The following is a 15,905-nucleotide window of genomic DNA, read 5'->3' as shown; positions in this document are numbered from 1 at the left end:
TATAGGTGGCAGGTTAGAATGGTTATGGGGGAAGTTTTATGCTGGCAATTGGAGAATCATTATATTTAGTACCGCTGTTTTCAGAAAAAAAAGATACATACAAATCGAAAATATATGAGATGAAAGATGATGTAATATATATTGATTATCCGAGTAATGAGTCTACGAATCGAACAGAATACTTCTTTGATGGGACACAATTTAAGGTTTCGCTTGTTGATAAAGAAAAGAATGTTTATACATTCCGGACCGAATTATTAGGCCGAAAAATTGAGAATATTCCAGTATTGATTATTACAGCACCTAAAAATGAAGAAATACATAAGGTTCAAAGAAGACAATACGTAAGAGTCGAGACAATGCTGGATACTGCCGTCAAGAATACGGCTGATACTTATCCATCTTTTAATTCAGTAATCGTTGATTTAAGTGCTGGCGGGATGTTATTATCATTGCCAATCAGGCATAAAGTGGCAAAAGGTGACATCCTGGACTGTTTAGTTGTGCTGCCGATGCGGTCCGGTGAAAAAGTTTACTTAGATCTTACATGCAGTGTTCTTCGCATTTTAGATGGGGAAAATGGCAGACAGCGGGCACCATTACAATTTAATCAAATTACAGCAAAGGATCGGCAGCATATTCTCCGTTTTTGTTTTGAACAGCAGCTGCAGATGAAAAAGAAGGAAATGAAGCTATAGCATATTAATCTTCTTTGTGGGGAGAATACTCCTTTAAAGAAGGTGACAGTGTGATGAAACTCGTTGAAAAAATACTTATCCAGCTGGCGATTGCTCACTTTGTCTTATTGTTTATCGCTCAAATGCTGCTGGAGATTCCGAATTTTAAACTATTTACAAATAAGAGTATCTATTATGAAGGTGTAATCAAGGACAAGAAAGAACCAGCCTTGGAAACGATAGACCGCTGACAAATAACTGTGGTAATATAGATATAGAATTAATCTGTTTGAAAATACAGGTTATGTACAGAGAAAAAGCAGGGGGAATTCTACCTGCTTTTATTGCTATGTATGCATCGTAAAGGTACGGGTAGGAGGAAACATGAAAAAATTAATATCAATTGCCATCGATGGTCCAGCTGGAGCAGGGAAAAGTACGGTAGCTAAGCAAGTAGCTGAAAAGCTATCTTTTATTTATATCGACACTGGAGCTATGTATCGGGCATTAACGTATAAAGCACTTGCGATTGGAGCAGATTTGAATAATGGATCAGCACTTGAATCTGTGCTTCATGAAACCGAAATTGTACTTGTGAAAACAGAGGAAGGTCAATCCGTCATACTAGACGGTAATGATGTATCTGAAGAAATCAGATCCAGTGAAGTTACGAATAATGTATCATTTGTAGCTCGCCAAAAAGAAGTGCGTCTCGAAATGGTGAAAAGGCAGCAATTGCTTGCAGAATCAGGCGGTGTTGTCATGGATGGCCGTGATATCGGCACACACGTTATGCCAAATGCCGAACTCAAAATTTTCTTGATTGCTTCAGTTGAAGAGCGCGCGAGAAGAAGGTATGAAGAAATCAGTTTAAAAGGGATTACTGCTGATTTTGAAATATTAAAAAGTGAAATCGCACTAAGAGATAAACGTGATAGTGAGAGGGAAACTGCACCCCTAAAAAAAGCAGAGGATGCCATTGAGCTGGACACAACAAGTATGAGCATTGAGGAAGTTGTACTCAGTATCCTTCATTATGCTCAAGAAAGGGCCATATAGATGAATCTTTATTCTTTTGGAAAATGGTTATGCGGCACTTATTTTAAAGCAGTATATAAGCCAGAAATAATTGGCGTTGAAAACATGCCGGAAACAGGCGGTGTGCTGCTTTGTGCTAATCACATCCATAATTTTGATCCTCCGCTTGTCGGGGTAGCATCTCCGCGTGATGTTCACTTTATGGCGAAAGCTGAAATATTTTCAATACCTGTCTTAAAAAGCATCTTGCCTCGAGTAAATGCATTCCCTGTTAAACGTGGGATGAGTGATAAAACAGCCTTGAAAACCGGTATTCAGCTTTTAAAGAACGGCAAAGTATTTGGTCTCTTTCCAGAAGGGACAAGAAGCAAGAATGGTGAAATTGGCGAAGGGCTGGCAGGAGCGGGTTTCTTTGCTTTAAAATCAGATGCACATATCGTTCCCTGTGCCATTGTTGGGCAATATAAAAAGGGCAAAAAACTAAAAGTTATTTTCGGCAAACCGATCGATTTTACAGATTTACGAGAGCAAAAAGCTTCCGCAAAAGAAGCTACTCAGCTTATAATGAATCATATAGCTCAGTTAAAAAAGGAAAATGAATAATTGCGTTTATGTTCTTTCTTAGAGAAAGTTCAATAAATTACTTTTCTAATTTTTGAGGAGGGCACGATCATGACAGACGAAATGAGCACAAGTTTAACAAATGCTGCAATGGCCGAAGAAGGTGAAGTTGTCACTGGTACGGTTTTAAAAGTAGAAGACAAACATGCATTGGTTGATATCAACGCTAAACAGGACGCGTTTTTGCCAATTAATGAGGTTTCAAGCCTTTTCATTGAAAAGGTGAGTGATGTGTTAAATGAAGGAGATCAAATCACTGTTCGAGTTCTTTCCAATTCAGAAGACAAGCTGCTAGTTTCTAAAAAAGCAGTAGATAGCGAAAAATCCATGTCTGAATTACAGGAAAAGTATGAAGCAAAAGAAACATTTGAAGTAGCTGTACATGATGTTGTTAAAGGCGGATTGGTAGTAGATTTAGGGATTCGTGCTTTCATTCCGGCATCTATGGTTGAATCACACTTTGTTGAAGATTTTGCTGATTACAAAGGCAAAAAACTTTCTGTTAAAATTGTTGAATTAGATCCTGAAAAAGGCCGAGTAATCCTTTCTCATCGAGCTGTGACAGAAGAGGAAGAAGCAGGAAAGAAACAGGAGATTCTAGATCGTTTATCTCCAGGGGAGATTATTGAAGGTAAAGTTCAAAGATTGACGGATTTCGGTGCATTTGTAGATATAGGTGGTGTTGATGGGCTAGTCCATGTATCACAGCTTTCTCATAACCGTGTAGAGAACCCGTCAGAAGTGTTAAGTGAAGGACAAACAGTTAAAGTGAAAGTACTTTCTGTAGATCGCGATAATGACCGTATTTCACTTTCTATTAAAGAAACGCAGCCGGGGCCATGGGAAGAAGCCAGTTCTTCCATTAAAGCGGGCAGTGTTATTGAAGGTACTGTAAAGAGACTCGTATCCTTCGGTGCTTTCGTAGAAGTAGCTCCAGGAATCGAAGGTCTTGTCCATATTTCTGAAATTGCTAACCGCCACATTGGAAATCCGAGTGAAGTTCTAAAAGAAGGTCAAAAAGCAACTGTAAAAGTACTAGAAGTTAACAGCCAAGAAAAAAGAATGAGCTTAAGTATGAAGGCCGTTCAAGACGAGAAGGATAAAGAAAATCTTGAGAAAAACCTTCCAAAAGAAGAAAAAGGTTTTTCATTAGCTGAAATGATCGGTGATCAGCTTAAAGAATTTAAATAAGTTTCAACGTTTCAGCTCTCGACATGTGCGAGAGCTGTTTTTGTGTTTAACTGTTTTCGCATAACTTGTTGCTTTTGGCTTATAATTGTTTTTTCTCTACATTGATAAGTTGATTGGAGTACAAGGTGCTAGACTCCCCGAATAGGTAAAATTACATTTTCTTCGTGCGATATATGACGGACGCTGTAGCTAGACAGGAGAGCCAACTCAATTTCGCGTAGTGTGGTCACTTAAAAAATTCTTGCAAGGCATGCGAGGAGGAAACATGCTTGCAGACGCAGGAGTACAGTTGATTCCTCGAAGAACTTCATTCCCCACAGAAAGCGATCATCCTGCAACGGAGATCAACCACCTTCAAAAACAACAATGATTGCGAAAAACAAGCAGCCTGATTTGGAAATAATAACTCCTTGTTTTGATTAAGGCTCTTTTCTAAAGTCTATTATCACTATGTTTGTTGTTATTTTGTAATTTTTTTAAAGAGACTTCACTGACAAGTTAATTGTAGCGTAAGCGCGAGACTCCTGCGGGATCAGTGGGACAGGAGAGACCATTTAATGTCGCAAAGCGACGAATGGGCTCACCGCACACCCCGCGGAAAGCGAGCCACTGCAGAGGAAATTAACATCATTCAATTCAATAAAGTATGCGAAAACTGTCTTTGTTGAAGATTAAGAGTAACCGGAAAGTGGCATAATGCTACCGAGGTGAAAAACATGAATGAAGGTGTCCTTTTTTATTGGATAATGTGGATGGGTTGGGTATTTTCAACTTTTTTAATGAAGAGAAACCCGTTCAGATCAAAACTTGCTTTTTTGTTTTTGTTTGGAATTATTTTATCGGGACATTCTATTTCATTTCCGCTTGGTAAAATCAATGCCGCTTTTATCCTGTTTTTAGGCATTGGTTTTGTTTATGCTGTCAAAAATCAGGATCATCTCATTCATCACTTGGTCAGCAGTTTTATAGTTGCGACAGCATATGTTTCTTTGCAGTTATTTGCGTTATACGACCCTGTTAAATTAATTGTGGATAAAAAATATCTTTTGATTATTGTTTTAATGATGGTCCTGCTTATTATATCGAAAAGAAATTATGATATTTTGTTTATTTATTTTATAGGACTATTTATCGGGGATTCGTTATTTCAACTATTAATTTACAGGCTTCAGGGATACGTAGATATAGGATCTGATTATGTCATGGATTTACTTGCAATCACCTCTTTCATTCTCATTATTAGTCTTTCTTCAGCTGAAGTATTGAAAAAAATGAGAAAGGCTTCTTATAAAAAGTCAAGCTCAGCAAAGCAGATTTAAAGATTTTAAGTTGTCTGCAAATGTGTTATTTGCTAAAATAAATGGACTTGTGAATTTTTATAGTATGAAAAATGGTATGATGTAATTTTAAAGGAATAAGATGATTGATTTGATCAGGAAAAAAGGGAAGTGTCAACATGACTAAACCAGTTTTGGCAATAGTGGGAAGACCGAACGTTGGAAAATCTACTATTTTTAACAGAATTGCGGGAGACCGTATTTCAATTGTAGAAGATATACCAGGCGTAACACGAGATCGTATTTACAGTTCCGCAGAATGGCTGAATACAGAATTTAATATGATTGATACAGGCGGAATTGAAATCAGCGATGCGCCATTTATGAGTCAGATGAAAGAGCAAGCAGAACTTGCCATTCAAGAAGCTGATGTTATCTTGTTTTTAGTAGATGGCATGAATGGCATAACTGCCGCGGATGAAGAAGTAGCAAAAATGCTTTTCCGTTCAAAAAAACCTGTTGTACTGGGTGTAAATAAGATTGATAACCCTGAACGTAAAGAACTTTTGTATGAGTTCTATAGTTTAGGGATGGGTGATCCTGTTGGAGTATCAGGTACACATGGAATCGGACTCGGAGATTTGCTTGACAGAGTCGTCAGTCATTTTCCAGAACATACTGAAGAGGAAAAAGACGAAGATACGATCTATTTTTCTTTAATCGGAAGACCTAACGTAGGTAAATCTTCCATGGTGAACGCAATTTTAGGTAAAGATCGTGTGATTGTGAGTGACATTGCAGGAACGACACGTGATGCAATCGATTCAAATTTCGAACGTGAAGGCCAGAAGTATGTCATCATCGATACTGCTGGTATGCGCAAACGCGGAAAAGTATATGAGACGACAGAAAAATATAGTGTAATGCGCGCGATGAGGGCAATCGAACGTTCAGACGTTGTTCTTATGGTAATTGATGCAGAGGAAGGCATCATTGAGCAAGATAAAAAAGTAGCTGGCTTTGCACATGAAGCAGGAAAAGCGGTTGTTATTGTTGTTAATAAATGGGATGCGGTCGAAAAAGATGATAAGACGATGCAAAAGTTTGAACAAAAAATCCGTGATCACTTCTTGTATTTATCATATGCACCGATCGTCTTTGTTTCTGCACTTACAAAACAACGATTACATCAATTATTCCCTGTAATCAACCAGGTTGCCGAGAATCATTCTTTAAGAGTTCAAACGAATGTACTAAATGAAGTGGTTATGGATGCAGTAGCAATGAATCCAGCACCTATGGATAATGGTAAACGATTAAAGATTAATTATGCTACTCAAGTAGCTTCGAAGCCGCCTACATTTGTTATTTTTGTAAATGATCCCGAACTGTTCCATTTTTCATACAAAAGATTTTTAGAGAATAGAATCCGTGAAACTTTTGGTTTTATAGGAACACCAATTAAAATCTTCGCAAGAAAAAAGAATGATTAAGAAGATAAGGGGGATGTAAAATCATCCTCTTTTTCTTTATCCAGCTTTCAAAGATGAATACGGAAAAATAAATCGTATGGAGTGTGACGTGTATGGAAAAAGTCGCAGTTTTAGGTGCGGGCAGCTGGGGGACAGCTCTTGCTATCGTATTAGCTGATAATGGCCATCATGTAAGTTTATGGGGGCGAAGAGAAGAACAGGTACTTGAGATCAATGAAGAGCATCGCAATGAAAGATATTTGCCAGGCATTGAGCTTCCTGAAACCATTCATGCGACGGTTAAGGTGGAAGAGTGCTTAAAAGATGCAGAAACCCTCGTTCTGGTTACGCCTACTAAAGCTATGCGTGATGTATTAGGACAGCTGAAACCTATATTATCCCGCCCGGTAACAATCGTACATGCAAGTAAAGGCATTGAACCAGGTACATATAAACGAATTTCTGAAATTATAGAAGAAGAAATTCCTGCAGACCTTCTTAAGGCTGTTGTTGTCCTCTCTGGACCAAGCCATGCGGAAGAAGTTTCATTGAGGCAGCCTACAACAGTTACGGTTTCATCTGAAAATAATGATGCTGCAGAGAACGTACAAGATTTATTCATCAATCAAAATTTCCGAGTTTATACGAATCCTGATGTTGTAGGAGTCGAACTTGGCGGCGCCCTTAAAAATATTATTGCATTAGGTGCCGGTCTTTCTGATGGTTTGGGATATGGCGATAACGCAAAAGCCGCATTGATTACGAGAGGCCTTGCAGAAATTGCACGGCTTGGTACTCATATGGGAGCGAATCCGCTTACGTTTTCTGGTCTTACTGGTATTGGTGATCTAATTGTAACTTGCACAAGCGTACATAGCCGAAACTGGCGAGCAGGTAACATGCTTGGAAAAGGTATGGCACTTGATGAGGTTTTAGCTAATATGGGTATGGTTGTTGAAGGAGTCAGAACGACTCAAGCCGCATATGAATTAAGTAAAAGAGAGCAAGTAGAAATGCCGATTACTGCCGTGTTATATGATGTATTATTTAACAATAAAGGTGCGAAGCAAGCAGTGGACGATTTGATGCAGCGCACTCGTACACATGAAGTAGAAGATGTCTCTTCCTTAAAGGGCTGACATAAAAGAGATCGATAGGCGAATGTCTAAAAAATTTTAGGCAATCGCCTTTTTTCTTTTCACGCTTCTTTTTTTGTTGCATACGATAGGGATGAAAAGGAAGCGGGAGGAGGACTTTCAATTGGAACGCGAACAGCAGTTTTTTGACAAACTCGAAAAGAAAACAAGTGTGAAAAAAGACGATATTTTCAAACTTGCACAATCCGTCAGCGGGTATAACCTGCGTGATGAGAGAACCATTCGAATGCTGATTTCCCAAGTATCTTCTATGGCTGGAGTAGCTGTTACTAAACAAAAGGAAGATCAAATCGTGCAGGCGGTGCTTAACAATAATATCCCTTTGGATATGGCAACCCTATCAAAAATGTTCGAAAATGGGAATAAATAATTTATTGCGAACTGTTTGTTAAAAGGTCCGTCTATTCATTTTGATAAGGCTTTGCTCAAAGAGGTTGCTGCTTTCGTTCATTTTCGTAAAGTCAGTAAAGAATGTAAAGAAAGAGGCTGCTTCCTGAGTATTCTTTTTGCAAGGCATGCGACGAGGAAGTTTGCTTTGATGCTGTTTTTCTTTTAGATAAGGAGCAGCACTTCATATGACTTCCTCTGTGGCTCACCTTACCTCTCGCGGAAAGTGAGCAGCCTGGAGCGAAAATCAGCAACTTTTATAGCGGCAATGGATACGAAGAGAGCCTTTGATAGTAAACGAATGAACGGGAAGTATTTAGTCAGACACCTGGGTATACCGGGTGTTTTTTTATTTTTTACTCAATGAAAAGTAAAGGAAATGAACGGAATTATGCTATAATGTACGCTGTGGATAAGGAGGATACATATGAGTGAAGGATTAATGAAAATGTGGGTGGCGCTTTCGTCCATCGGTTTAATGTTTATTGCAGTTTTTTCAATTATGTTCAGCCGTTCTAAATTATCAGGTATTATTCAAGTTATCGTATCAATCTTTGCATGGCTGTGCATGATAACAGCGGGAATACTTATCTTGATTGTCGTGCTGAGCGGCCCTGTTAAAGGATAAGAAAAGGAGGAATGAATATGTCTAAAAAGTGGTTAATTCCTTTCTGTCTTATTCTTCTTACTCTCTCCGGCTGCTTATATCCTGAAGAGAGAAAGCTGCAAAATAGAATACCCTATCAGGACCAGATTACAGCGGTTCAGCAAGCCGTTGACAGCTTTCAGAAAGATACAGGGGTATTGCCGATTGAAACAAAAGATGGAAACACAGACATTTTTCAAAAATATGTAATAGATTTTAATAAATTGGTTCCTAAATATATGCAAGAACCTCCAGGGAATTCTTTTGAAAAAGGCGGGACCTTTCTTTATGTTCTGACAGATGTAGAATCGAATCCTACTGTGAAATTAGCTGATTTAGTTATGACAGATAAGGTTCAAGATGTACAGGTTGCATTAAAGGTTTATATATCTAAACATAAATATCCGCCTTTTAAGAAGATTGTTGCTCCCGGAAGATATACGCTCGATTATAAGAAACTAGGTTTTAAAAAGGATCCAGCAGTGAAAAGTCCTTTCACAGGCAAGCAGCTCCCACTTATGATTAATGACGATATGAAACTCTTCATAGATTACAGAAAAGATTTAAAAGTAGCTATAACGAGTAATCCTAAGGACATTAAGAAACATGAAGACATCCGTTATCTGCTTGCGGATCACTCTTTCTTTGTTCCTATCTATTCTGTTCCTTATACAATAGAAAACAATAAACCTATTTTTTTAATAAAATAGGCATGAACTCTCCCTTTTTCTAATACATTCATAGAAAAGGCGGAGAGATTTTTTTTGGAAATCCTTATAACGGAACAAGCTTCATAGTTTCATCGGTAGGCACTATTGTGCGCCCTCCCGTTTTAATGGAACTATATCAGGGCTCATGAGTTAGGTTCCAATAAAAATTTCCGTTCCTTTGTCATAATCCATAGGACAAAATCATACGATGTATTGTCCAAGACTAGCATCCGGAACTTTATTTGGATCGGGAGGGAAACGAATGGAAAAAATCGATATTTTTAAAGATATCGCCGAAAGGACGGGCGGAGATATCTACTTGGGAGTAGTAGGAGCAGTAAGAACTGGAAAATCTACTTTCATTAAGAAGTTCATGGAACTTGTTGTGCTTCCAAATATTCAAAATGAAGCAGAACGCCAACGTGCTCAGGACGAATTACCGCAAAGTGCAGCTGGACGTACCATTATGACCACTGAGCCCAAATTTGTTCCTAACAATGCGGTAAAGATCAATGTAGGTGATGGACTTGATGTGAATATCCGTCTTGTTGACAGTGTTGGTTATGCAGTTCCTAGTGCAAAGGGCTACGAAGATGAAAACGGGCCGAGGATGATCAACACACCTTGGTATGACGAGCCCATTCCGTTCCATGAAGCAGCGGAAATCGGAACGAGAAAAGTCATTCAAGAACATTCAACATTAGGGGTTGTCGTAACAACAGATGGCTCTATAGGAGAAATTCCTAGATATGATTATGTAGAATCAGAAGAACGGGTTGTAGAAGAATTAAAAGAAGTCGGCAAACCGTTTATCATGCTCATCAACTCAACTCATCCGCATCATCCAGATACACAGCAGCTCCGTAACGAGCTATGTGAAAAGTATGATATACCAGTCTTGGCGATGAGTGTTGAAGGCATGACAGAACATGATATCAACAATGTTTTAAGAGAAGCTCTTTACGAGTTCCCGGTATTAGAAGTAAACGTAAATCTTCCAAGCTGGGTAATGGTTCTCCGTGAAAATCACTGGCTACGTCAAAGCTATGAAGAAGCGGTCAGAGAAACCGTCCAAGATATTAAACGCCTTCGCGATGTTGATAAAGTCGTTGGTTTTTTTGCAAACTACGATTTCATTGATGATGCGAGACTTGCTGGGATTGAAATGGGGCAAGGTATAGCAGAAATTGACTTGTTCGCACCAGATTATTTATACGATCAAATTCTTAAAGAAGTTGTAGGTGTAGAAATTCGAGGGAAAGATCATCTGCTTCAGCTGATGCAGGAATTTGCATACGCAAAAACGGAATACGATCAAGTAGCTGATGCTCTAAGAATGGTAAAACAAACCGGTTACGGAATTGCAGCACCAGCGATTACAGATATGAGTTTAGATGAGCCGGAAATCATTCGTCAAGGTTCAAGATTCGGGGTTAGACTAAAAGCGATCGCACCATCGATTCATATGATTAAAGTTGATGTAGAATCCGAATTTGCGCCAATCATCGGTACAGAAAAACAAAGTGAAGAAATGCTAAGATATTTAATGCAGGACTTTGAGGAAGACCCGCTTTCAATCTGGAACTCCGATATTTTCGGACGCTCCTTAAACTCCATTGTAAGAGAAGGTATCCAAGGCAAGATATCGTTAATGCCTGAAAACGCAAGATATAAATTAAAAGAGACGCTTGAACGCATTATTAATGAAGGATCAGGTGGATTAATTGCTATTATTTTATAGGTTGGAGACTCCTTATATCAGGAGTCTTTTTTTTGTTTTGTTGATTGATAAGCTGCGAATCTCATAGTCATTGATCTCGTTACTAGTTTCCGGAAAATTTGGAATGTGAAACAGATTCAGGTTGTAAATTAGTACGATTGTTGTTGAAAATGGAGGGGTCTTTTTTACCTTGTAAATCAAAAAAACTTGTAAAATAAGGTCATAATATAAGTAAAATTAAGTGAGGGAACAGTAAATTCGTCGAAAAAAGATTGAATTTCTTATTCGAATCGTATAATATAAGGCTTGTTACAGATTAAATTAGTAAAATCTTGTATATTACATCTATAAATAACACTTCAGAGAATTATTAAACTGCCGATATATTTCTAGAAACATCCTTGAGAGGAGGTGAATGTAATGAACAAGACTGATCTTATCAATTCAGTATCTGAGCAAGCTCAGCTATCTAAAAAAGATGCATCTAAAGCAGTTGACGCTGTTTTTGAAGCTATTACTGGTACTCTACAAAGCGGAAGCAAGGTACAACTTATCGGGTTTGGTAACTTCGAAGTACGTGAGCGTGCTGCTCGTAAAGGGCGCAACCCGCAAACTGGTGAAGAAATCGAAATCTCTGCAAGCAAAGTTCCTGCTTTCAAACCAGGTAAAGCCCTTAAGGATGCTGTTAAATAATTAATACATAGGGCAAAAAGAGGCTGTTCAAAAGTCATTTTACTTTTGAATAAGCCTCTTTTCATTTTTAATTCAGGTGTGTTTAATAGGTGGACATTCATTGGATTTGTTTTAACTTTTTGTTTGAACGGGAAAGATTTTTGTTCGATAAGTACCGTTTTTTGTTTGATCATTAAGTCTTTCACTTGGATCTGTTCTTCTCAGAAGGAATAGCGCTTTTTTGAGCCCATCTATATACGGTTTAGCCCTCCATTTTGTTCTCTTTCCTCTATTTCATTTGTTGTTTCCAAAAAGATTGTTGTTTTTGCTTAAACTAAGACGCTTACTTCCTCGTACATGGGCTTGATCCATTTTCAATTGCCGCTCACTTTACCATCGGCGGAAATTGGCTTATTCCACAATTTCGATTTAAAAATCACAATTTTATCTTCGCTCAGTTGTAAGGGTTTTCCCGTTTTGCTATTCTTTTAGGGGTATGCTAAAATTTTTCTATTGTGTTATTGGAATTGGGGGACAAAGAGAGTGGCAGAAGTTCAGCGCGAAAAAATTGAATTGGCAGTAAAAATGATATTAGAAGCTATTGGAGAAGACCCTGAAAGAGAGGGCTTATTAGATACGCCAAAACGAGTGGCTAAAATGTACGAAGAAGTCTTTCAAGGGTTGAACCAAGATCCTAAGGAACATTTTGCAACGATTTTTGGAGAAGATCATGAAGAACTTGTACTTGTAAAGGATATTCCTTTTTATTCAATGTGCGAGCATCACCTTGTACCTTTCTTCGGAAAAGCGCATATCGGGTATATTCCTAAAGGCGGAAAGGTTACAGGATTAAGTAAACTGGCAAGAGCTGTAGAAGCTGTAACGAAAAGACCGCAGCTGCAAGAACGAATTACATCTACGATTGCAAACAGCCTTCTGGAAACGCTTGAACCTCATGGAGTTATAGTCGTGATTGAAGCAGAACATATGTGCATGACGATGCGCGGAGTTAAGAAGCCTGGCTCGATGACGGTAACTTCAGCTGTTCGAGGAGTTTTTGAGAAAGATGCAGCCGCAAGAGCAGAAGTATTAAGTTTAATTCGAAATTAGGAGGTTTCGGCATGAAATCAGAATTTGATTTTTTTGTTATTAAAGCCAAAGAAAATGGTGTCAATGTAATTGGATTAACACGAGGAACCGAAACACGTTTTCATCACTCCGAAAAATTAGATAAAGGTGAAGTGATGATTGCCCAATTTACAGAACATACTTCTGCAGTTAAGGTTAGAGGGAAAGCTGTAATCTATACGAAGCATGGTGAAGTGGATACAGAATCCTAAAGAAGCATAACGCTAGGCGCCAGCCTAGTTTTCTTTATGCCTAAAAAAACTAAAAAATTGATTACTATGGTATAATAATGAGGCATATTCAGTTGTCAATGGAGGCACATGATGAACACCATGGAACATATTCAACGTTTAAAACAGCATACACTTTTACTCATGCAGCATAGTTATGTCAATGAATATTTACCGCTGCCGGCGTTAAATGAAGCAAAAGTGTTCATTACATATTGCCTGCTTCGGGAACTCGACATGGAAGAAGCGGTGGAAACAGAAATTTTCAGTTCGATCCTGATGATTCAGTCAGCACTTGACCGTCATGAAGATATATTAAATCAGGATATTAAAACAAATAAAAAGAAAAGACAGCTTGTCGTATTGTCCGGAGATTATTTCAGCAGTCTATATTATCAGTTATTATCACGCTGCGAGAATCTGCAATTAGTTTCCTACCTTTCTCAAGCTGTTAAGATGATTAATGAGCACAAAACAATGCTTCATGACCAGCGTACGAATCAGCTAAGCAGTTTGAAGTTCATTCAGTCTGTTGGGAAGATCGAAAGTTTATTGTATACAAAAGCTGCTGAATCATTAGGACTTGAAAAATATATTCCATTTATCGAACGATATTTATTGCTTTCCCATTATCAGAATAAAGAAGCGAGAAGCTCTTTGAACGACGAGCAGTCGGCGTACTTAAAAAAATGTGAAATAGATATAAAAGAAAAGAAGGTTGAAATTCCTTTATTAGTTGAACGAGAAGATGACAGTATGTATGCAGAAATAGAAAATGACTTAATGTTAGGAGAGGGTTAATCCGATGATGAGCAAAGAAGAACGGGTTCACTCTGTTTTTGAAAAGATATCTGAGCAGTATGATTATATGAATGATCTAATCAGCTTTAAGCAGCATACGAAATGGCGCAATGATACGATGAAGCGTATGAATGTACAGCGAGGCGATCATTGTCTGGACCTATGCTGCGGGACGGGTGAATGGACATTTGCTCTTGCACAGGCAACAGGGGAAAAAGGGAAGGTTACAGGTCTGGATTTCAGCGAGAATATGTTGAAGGTTGGACGTGAAAAATTAAAGAAGCGGCCATTAAAGCAAGTATCTTTTCTCCATGGAAATGCAATGGAACTGCCGTTTGAGGATCACTCGTTTGATTTTGTAACAATCGGTTTCGGTCTCCGGAATGTACCGGATTACTTAACCGTTTTGCGTGAAATGGCTAGAGTTGTAAAACCAGGAGGGAAAGTGATTTGCCTAGAGACGTCGCATCCCACTGTTCCGGGTTTCAAGCAGGCTTTTAAATTTTATTTTACTTATATCATGCCATTATTCGGCAGGTTGTTTGCCAAAAGCTATCAAGAATATGCCTGGCTTCAGGAATCTACAGAAGCTTTTTTGACGAAAGAAGAATTACGAGATCTTTTTCAACAAGCCGGCTTAACGAAAATTGAAGTTAAATCTTATGCGTGCGGCGCTGCTGCCATGCATGCCGGCCAAAAACCGCAATAGAAGAGAGCGTTGAAGTGTGTGGAATAAATGTAAAGTTATTTTAGAGATGATTAAATTTGAACATACTATTTTTGCTTTGCCATTTGCTTTTTTAGGGGCAATTATAGGAAATATCGTAGAAGAAGGAACATTGCCGACACTAGCAGAATGGATTTGGATAACATTGGCAATGGTCGGTGCAAGGAGCTCAGCAATGGCTTTGAACCGTGCAATCGATGCCAATATTGACAGTGTCAATCCGAGGACAAGCAATCGTGCCATACCGGCAAAACTGATTAAAAAAGGCGAGGTTTATCTTTTTATCCTTGCATCATTGGCGTTGTTATTCGTAAGCAGTTATCAATTAAACATGTTATCTGTTAAATTATTGCCGCTAGCTGTCTTCTTTTTAGTTATCTATTCTTACACAAAACGGTTTACGTACTTATGTCATATCGTTTTAGGCATTACCATTGCAATTGCTCCTCTTGGAGGATGGGTTGGTGCTACGGGGACTTTGAGTCTGGAAGCCTTCTTACTATTTTTCGGAGTGTTATTTTGGATCGCTGGTTTTGATGTCATCTATGCTACACAGGATGCTGATTATGATAAAACACATGGGTTGTACTCCATTCCGTCTTTCTTTGGCGTTGCAAAGGGGCTTCTTGCGGCAAGATGGCTGCATGCTGCTAGTTTCATAGCTTTCATTTCTTTTGGCTTTGTTACAGGAATGGGATGGATTTATTTTCTTGGTGTTGCCGTTTCTGGAATAATCATGATTTATGAGCACTCGCTCGTGAAACCGCATGACCTTTCGAAACTGGATGTAGCATTCTTTACGATGAACGGGATATTAAGTATCGTTATGTTTATTTTTTCTATAGGGGACCTTTTGCTATGAAAACATTTACAGTTGGGATTACAGGTGCAAGCGGAGCCATATACGGAGTAAGGCTAGTTCAAGAGATTCTTAAGAGCGGACACAAGGTTCACTTGGTCGTAACAGAAGCTGGCTGGCAAGTGTTTCGAGAAGAGCTGCTGTGGGATACGGAAGATCGAGATGCTGTTATAGAAGAACATTTTGCTTCATACGGGAAAGAGAGATTCTTTTACCATACATTGCGTGACTTTAACGCCCCGATTGCGAGCGGGTCCTATCAAAATGATGGTATGGTGATCATTCCATGTTCGATGGGGACTCTTTCGGGGATTGCCCACGGTGCTTCAGGGAACTTATTAGAGCGGACAGCAGACGTTATGCTGAAGGAAAGCAGAAAACTTGTATTAGTTCCTAGAGAAACACCTCTTCATAAGATCCATCTTGAAAATATGATTAAGGTGACTGATGCTGGAGGCAAGATTGTTCCTGCTATGCCGGGTTTTTATCACTTACCAAAATCAATGGATGATCTTGTTAACTTTTTAGTAGGAAAAGTACTGGATAACATAGGTGTACATCACGAATTGTTCACACGCTGGGGAGATTGATA

General features: G+C 38.6%; 19 protein-coding genes. All 19 read left to right on the top strand.

Going from position 1 to position 15,905, the window contains the following annotated elements; genetic code table 11:
- Positions 1 to 38: 38 nt before the first annotated feature.
- Entirely contained in the window at positions 39 to 698 is a 660-nt protein-coding gene (locus tag J2X07_RS07560; RefSeq protein WP_310257854.1) for a flagellar brake protein, read from the top strand.
- Positions 699 to 751: 53 nt separating this feature from the next.
- Positions 752 to 928 carry a DUF5359 family protein gene (locus J2X07_RS07555; RefSeq protein ID WP_310257853.1) on the top strand — a complete coding sequence of 59 codons (177 nt, stop codon included), beginning with the start codon at positions 752 to 754 and terminating at the stop codon, positions 926 to 928.
- 133 nt (positions 929 to 1,061) lie between these two features.
- Positions 1,062 to 1,736, top strand: a complete 675-nt coding sequence (gene cmk, locus J2X07_RS07550; RefSeq protein WP_310257852.1) for a (d)CMP kinase — start codon at positions 1,062 to 1,064, stop codon at positions 1,734 to 1,736.
- A complete protein-coding gene (locus J2X07_RS07545; protein ID WP_310257851.1) occupies positions 1,737 to 2,318 on the top strand; it encodes a lysophospholipid acyltransferase family protein in 582 nt (193 codons plus the stop codon).
- A 69-nt stretch (positions 2,319 to 2,387) separates the two neighbouring features.
- On the top strand, positions 2,388 to 3,527 hold the full coding sequence (gene rpsA, locus J2X07_RS07540; RefSeq protein ID WP_310257850.1) for a 30S ribosomal protein S1: 1,140 nt from the start codon (positions 2,388 to 2,390) through the stop codon (positions 3,525 to 3,527).
- Between the two features lie 716 nt (positions 3,528 to 4,243).
- Entirely contained in the window at positions 4,244 to 4,846 is a 603-nt protein-coding gene (locus tag J2X07_RS07535) for a YphA family membrane protein (protein WP_310257849.1), read from the top strand.
- Positions 4,847 to 4,983: 137 nt separating this feature from the next.
- Positions 4,984 to 6,297: a ribosome biogenesis GTPase Der gene (der, locus tag J2X07_RS07530; RefSeq protein ID WP_310257848.1), complete on the top strand. Its 1,314-nt coding sequence runs from the start codon at positions 4,984 to 4,986 to the stop codon at positions 6,295 to 6,297.
- Positions 6,298 to 6,389: 92 nt separating this feature from the next.
- Positions 6,390 to 7,415: an NAD(P)H-dependent glycerol-3-phosphate dehydrogenase gene (locus J2X07_RS07525; protein ID WP_310257847.1), complete on the top strand. Its 1,026-nt coding sequence runs from the start codon at positions 6,390 to 6,392 to the stop codon at positions 7,413 to 7,415.
- Between the two features lie 121 nt (positions 7,416 to 7,536).
- Positions 7,537 to 7,803: a stage VI sporulation protein F gene (locus J2X07_RS07520; RefSeq protein WP_396193780.1), complete on the top strand. Its 267-nt coding sequence runs from the start codon at positions 7,537 to 7,539 to the stop codon at positions 7,801 to 7,803.
- Between the two features lie 444 nt (positions 7,804 to 8,247).
- Positions 8,248 to 8,448: a DUF2768 domain-containing protein gene (locus J2X07_RS07515; protein WP_310257845.1), complete on the top strand. Its 201-nt coding sequence runs from the start codon at positions 8,248 to 8,250 to the stop codon at positions 8,446 to 8,448.
- A gap of 17 nt (positions 8,449 to 8,465) precedes the next feature.
- Positions 8,466 to 9,176 (top strand): hypothetical protein, encoded by a 711-nt coding sequence (locus tag J2X07_RS07510; protein WP_310257844.1) that lies wholly within the window; start codon positions 8,466 to 8,468, stop codon positions 9,174 to 9,176.
- 262 nt (positions 9,177 to 9,438) lie between these two features.
- Entirely contained in the window at positions 9,439 to 10,917 is a 1,479-nt protein-coding gene (gene spoIVA, locus J2X07_RS07505) for a stage IV sporulation protein A (RefSeq protein ID WP_310257843.1), read from the top strand.
- A gap of 399 nt (positions 10,918 to 11,316) precedes the next feature.
- Entirely contained in the window at positions 11,317 to 11,589 is a 273-nt protein-coding gene (locus J2X07_RS07500; protein ID WP_310257842.1) for an HU family DNA-binding protein, read from the top strand.
- Between the two features lie 522 nt (positions 11,590 to 12,111).
- Complete coding sequence (folE, locus tag J2X07_RS07495; RefSeq protein WP_310257841.1) at positions 12,112 to 12,678, top strand: GTP cyclohydrolase I FolE; 567 nt, start codon at positions 12,112 to 12,114, stop codon at positions 12,676 to 12,678.
- A gap of 11 nt (positions 12,679 to 12,689) precedes the next feature.
- Positions 12,690 to 12,908, top strand: coding sequence for a trp RNA-binding attenuation protein MtrB (mtrB, locus tag J2X07_RS07490; RefSeq protein WP_066241872.1), 219 nt, complete (start codon positions 12,690 to 12,692; stop codon positions 12,906 to 12,908).
- Between the two features lie 111 nt (positions 12,909 to 13,019).
- Positions 13,020 to 13,727, top strand: coding sequence for a heptaprenyl diphosphate synthase component 1 (locus J2X07_RS07485; protein WP_310257840.1), 708 nt, complete (start codon positions 13,020 to 13,022; stop codon positions 13,725 to 13,727).
- A gap of 4 nt (positions 13,728 to 13,731) precedes the next feature.
- Positions 13,732 to 14,436 carry a demethylmenaquinone methyltransferase gene (locus tag J2X07_RS07480; RefSeq protein WP_310257839.1) on the top strand — a complete coding sequence of 235 codons (705 nt, stop codon included), beginning with the start codon at positions 13,732 to 13,734 and terminating at the stop codon, positions 14,434 to 14,436.
- Between the two features lie 46 nt (positions 14,437 to 14,482).
- Positions 14,483 to 15,316, top strand: a complete 834-nt coding sequence (locus tag J2X07_RS07475; RefSeq protein ID WP_396193893.1) for a UbiA-like polyprenyltransferase — start codon at positions 14,483 to 14,485, stop codon at positions 15,314 to 15,316.
- The gene (locus J2X07_RS07470; protein WP_310257837.1) at positions 15,313 to 15,903 is read left to right on the top strand and encodes a UbiX family flavin prenyltransferase; all 591 of its coding nucleotides are present in this window, start codon (positions 15,313 to 15,315) and stop codon (positions 15,901 to 15,903) included. The genes J2X07_RS07475 and J2X07_RS07470 overlap by 4 nt, the downstream gene beginning before the upstream one ends.
- Positions 15,904 to 15,905 lie beyond the last annotated feature (2 nt).

This window comes from Fictibacillus barbaricus, from assembly GCF_031457135.1.
Taxonomy (GTDB): Bacteria; Bacillota; Bacilli; order Bacillales; family Fictibacillaceae; genus Fictibacillus; species Fictibacillus barbaricus_A.
Note: the sequence above shows the minus strand (reverse complement) of the source record. Positions and strands in the feature narration are given on the sequence as shown.

Bases quoted from the DNA above. Each gene is read 5' to 3' on its own strand.
- J2X07_RS07555 (WP_310257853.1), top strand. From the start codon at position 752: ATGAAACTCGTTGAAAAAATACTTATCCAGCTGGCGATTGCTCACTTT.
- J2X07_RS07545 (WP_310257851.1), top strand. From the start codon at position 1,737: ATGAATCTTTATTCTTTTGGAAAATGGTTATGCGGCACTTATTTTAAA.
- spoIVA (WP_310257843.1), top strand. From the start codon at position 9,439: ATGGAAAAAATCGATATTTTTAAAGATATCGCCGAAAGGACGGGCGGA.
- cmk (WP_310257852.1), top strand. From the start codon at position 1,062: ATGAAAAAATTAATATCAATTGCCATCGATGGTCCAGCTGGAGCAGGG.
- J2X07_RS07515 (WP_310257845.1), top strand. From the start codon at position 8,248: ATGAGTGAAGGATTAATGAAAATGTGGGTGGCGCTTTCGTCCATCGGT.
- J2X07_RS07485 (WP_310257840.1), top strand. From the start codon at position 13,020: ATGAACACCATGGAACATATTCAACGTTTAAAACAGCATACACTTTTA.
- der (WP_310257848.1), top strand. From the start codon at position 4,984: ATGACTAAACCAGTTTTGGCAATAGTGGGAAGACCGAACGTTGGAAAA.
- mtrB (WP_066241872.1), top strand. From the start codon at position 12,690: ATGAAATCAGAATTTGATTTTTTTGTTATTAAAGCCAAAGAAAATGGT.
- J2X07_RS07560 (WP_310257854.1), top strand. From the start codon at position 39: ATGCTGGCAATTGGAGAATCATTATATTTAGTACCGCTGTTTTCAGAA.
- J2X07_RS07500 (WP_310257842.1), top strand. From the start codon at position 11,317: ATGAACAAGACTGATCTTATCAATTCAGTATCTGAGCAAGCTCAGCTA.
- J2X07_RS07535 (WP_310257849.1), top strand. From the start codon at position 4,244: ATGAATGAAGGTGTCCTTTTTTATTGGATAATGTGGATGGGTTGGGTA.
- J2X07_RS07470 (WP_310257837.1), top strand. From the start codon at position 15,313: ATGAAAACATTTACAGTTGGGATTACAGGTGCAAGCGGAGCCATATAC.
- J2X07_RS07510 (WP_310257844.1), top strand. From the start codon at position 8,466: ATGTCTAAAAAGTGGTTAATTCCTTTCTGTCTTATTCTTCTTACTCTC.
- J2X07_RS07525 (WP_310257847.1), top strand. From the start codon at position 6,390: ATGGAAAAAGTCGCAGTTTTAGGTGCGGGCAGCTGGGGGACAGCTCTT.
- rpsA (WP_310257850.1), top strand. From the start codon at position 2,388: ATGACAGACGAAATGAGCACAAGTTTAACAAATGCTGCAATGGCCGAA.
- J2X07_RS07475 (WP_396193893.1), top strand. From the start codon at position 14,483: ATGATTAAATTTGAACATACTATTTTTGCTTTGCCATTTGCTTTTTTA.
- J2X07_RS07480 (WP_310257839.1), top strand. From the start codon at position 13,732: ATGATGAGCAAAGAAGAACGGGTTCACTCTGTTTTTGAAAAGATATCT.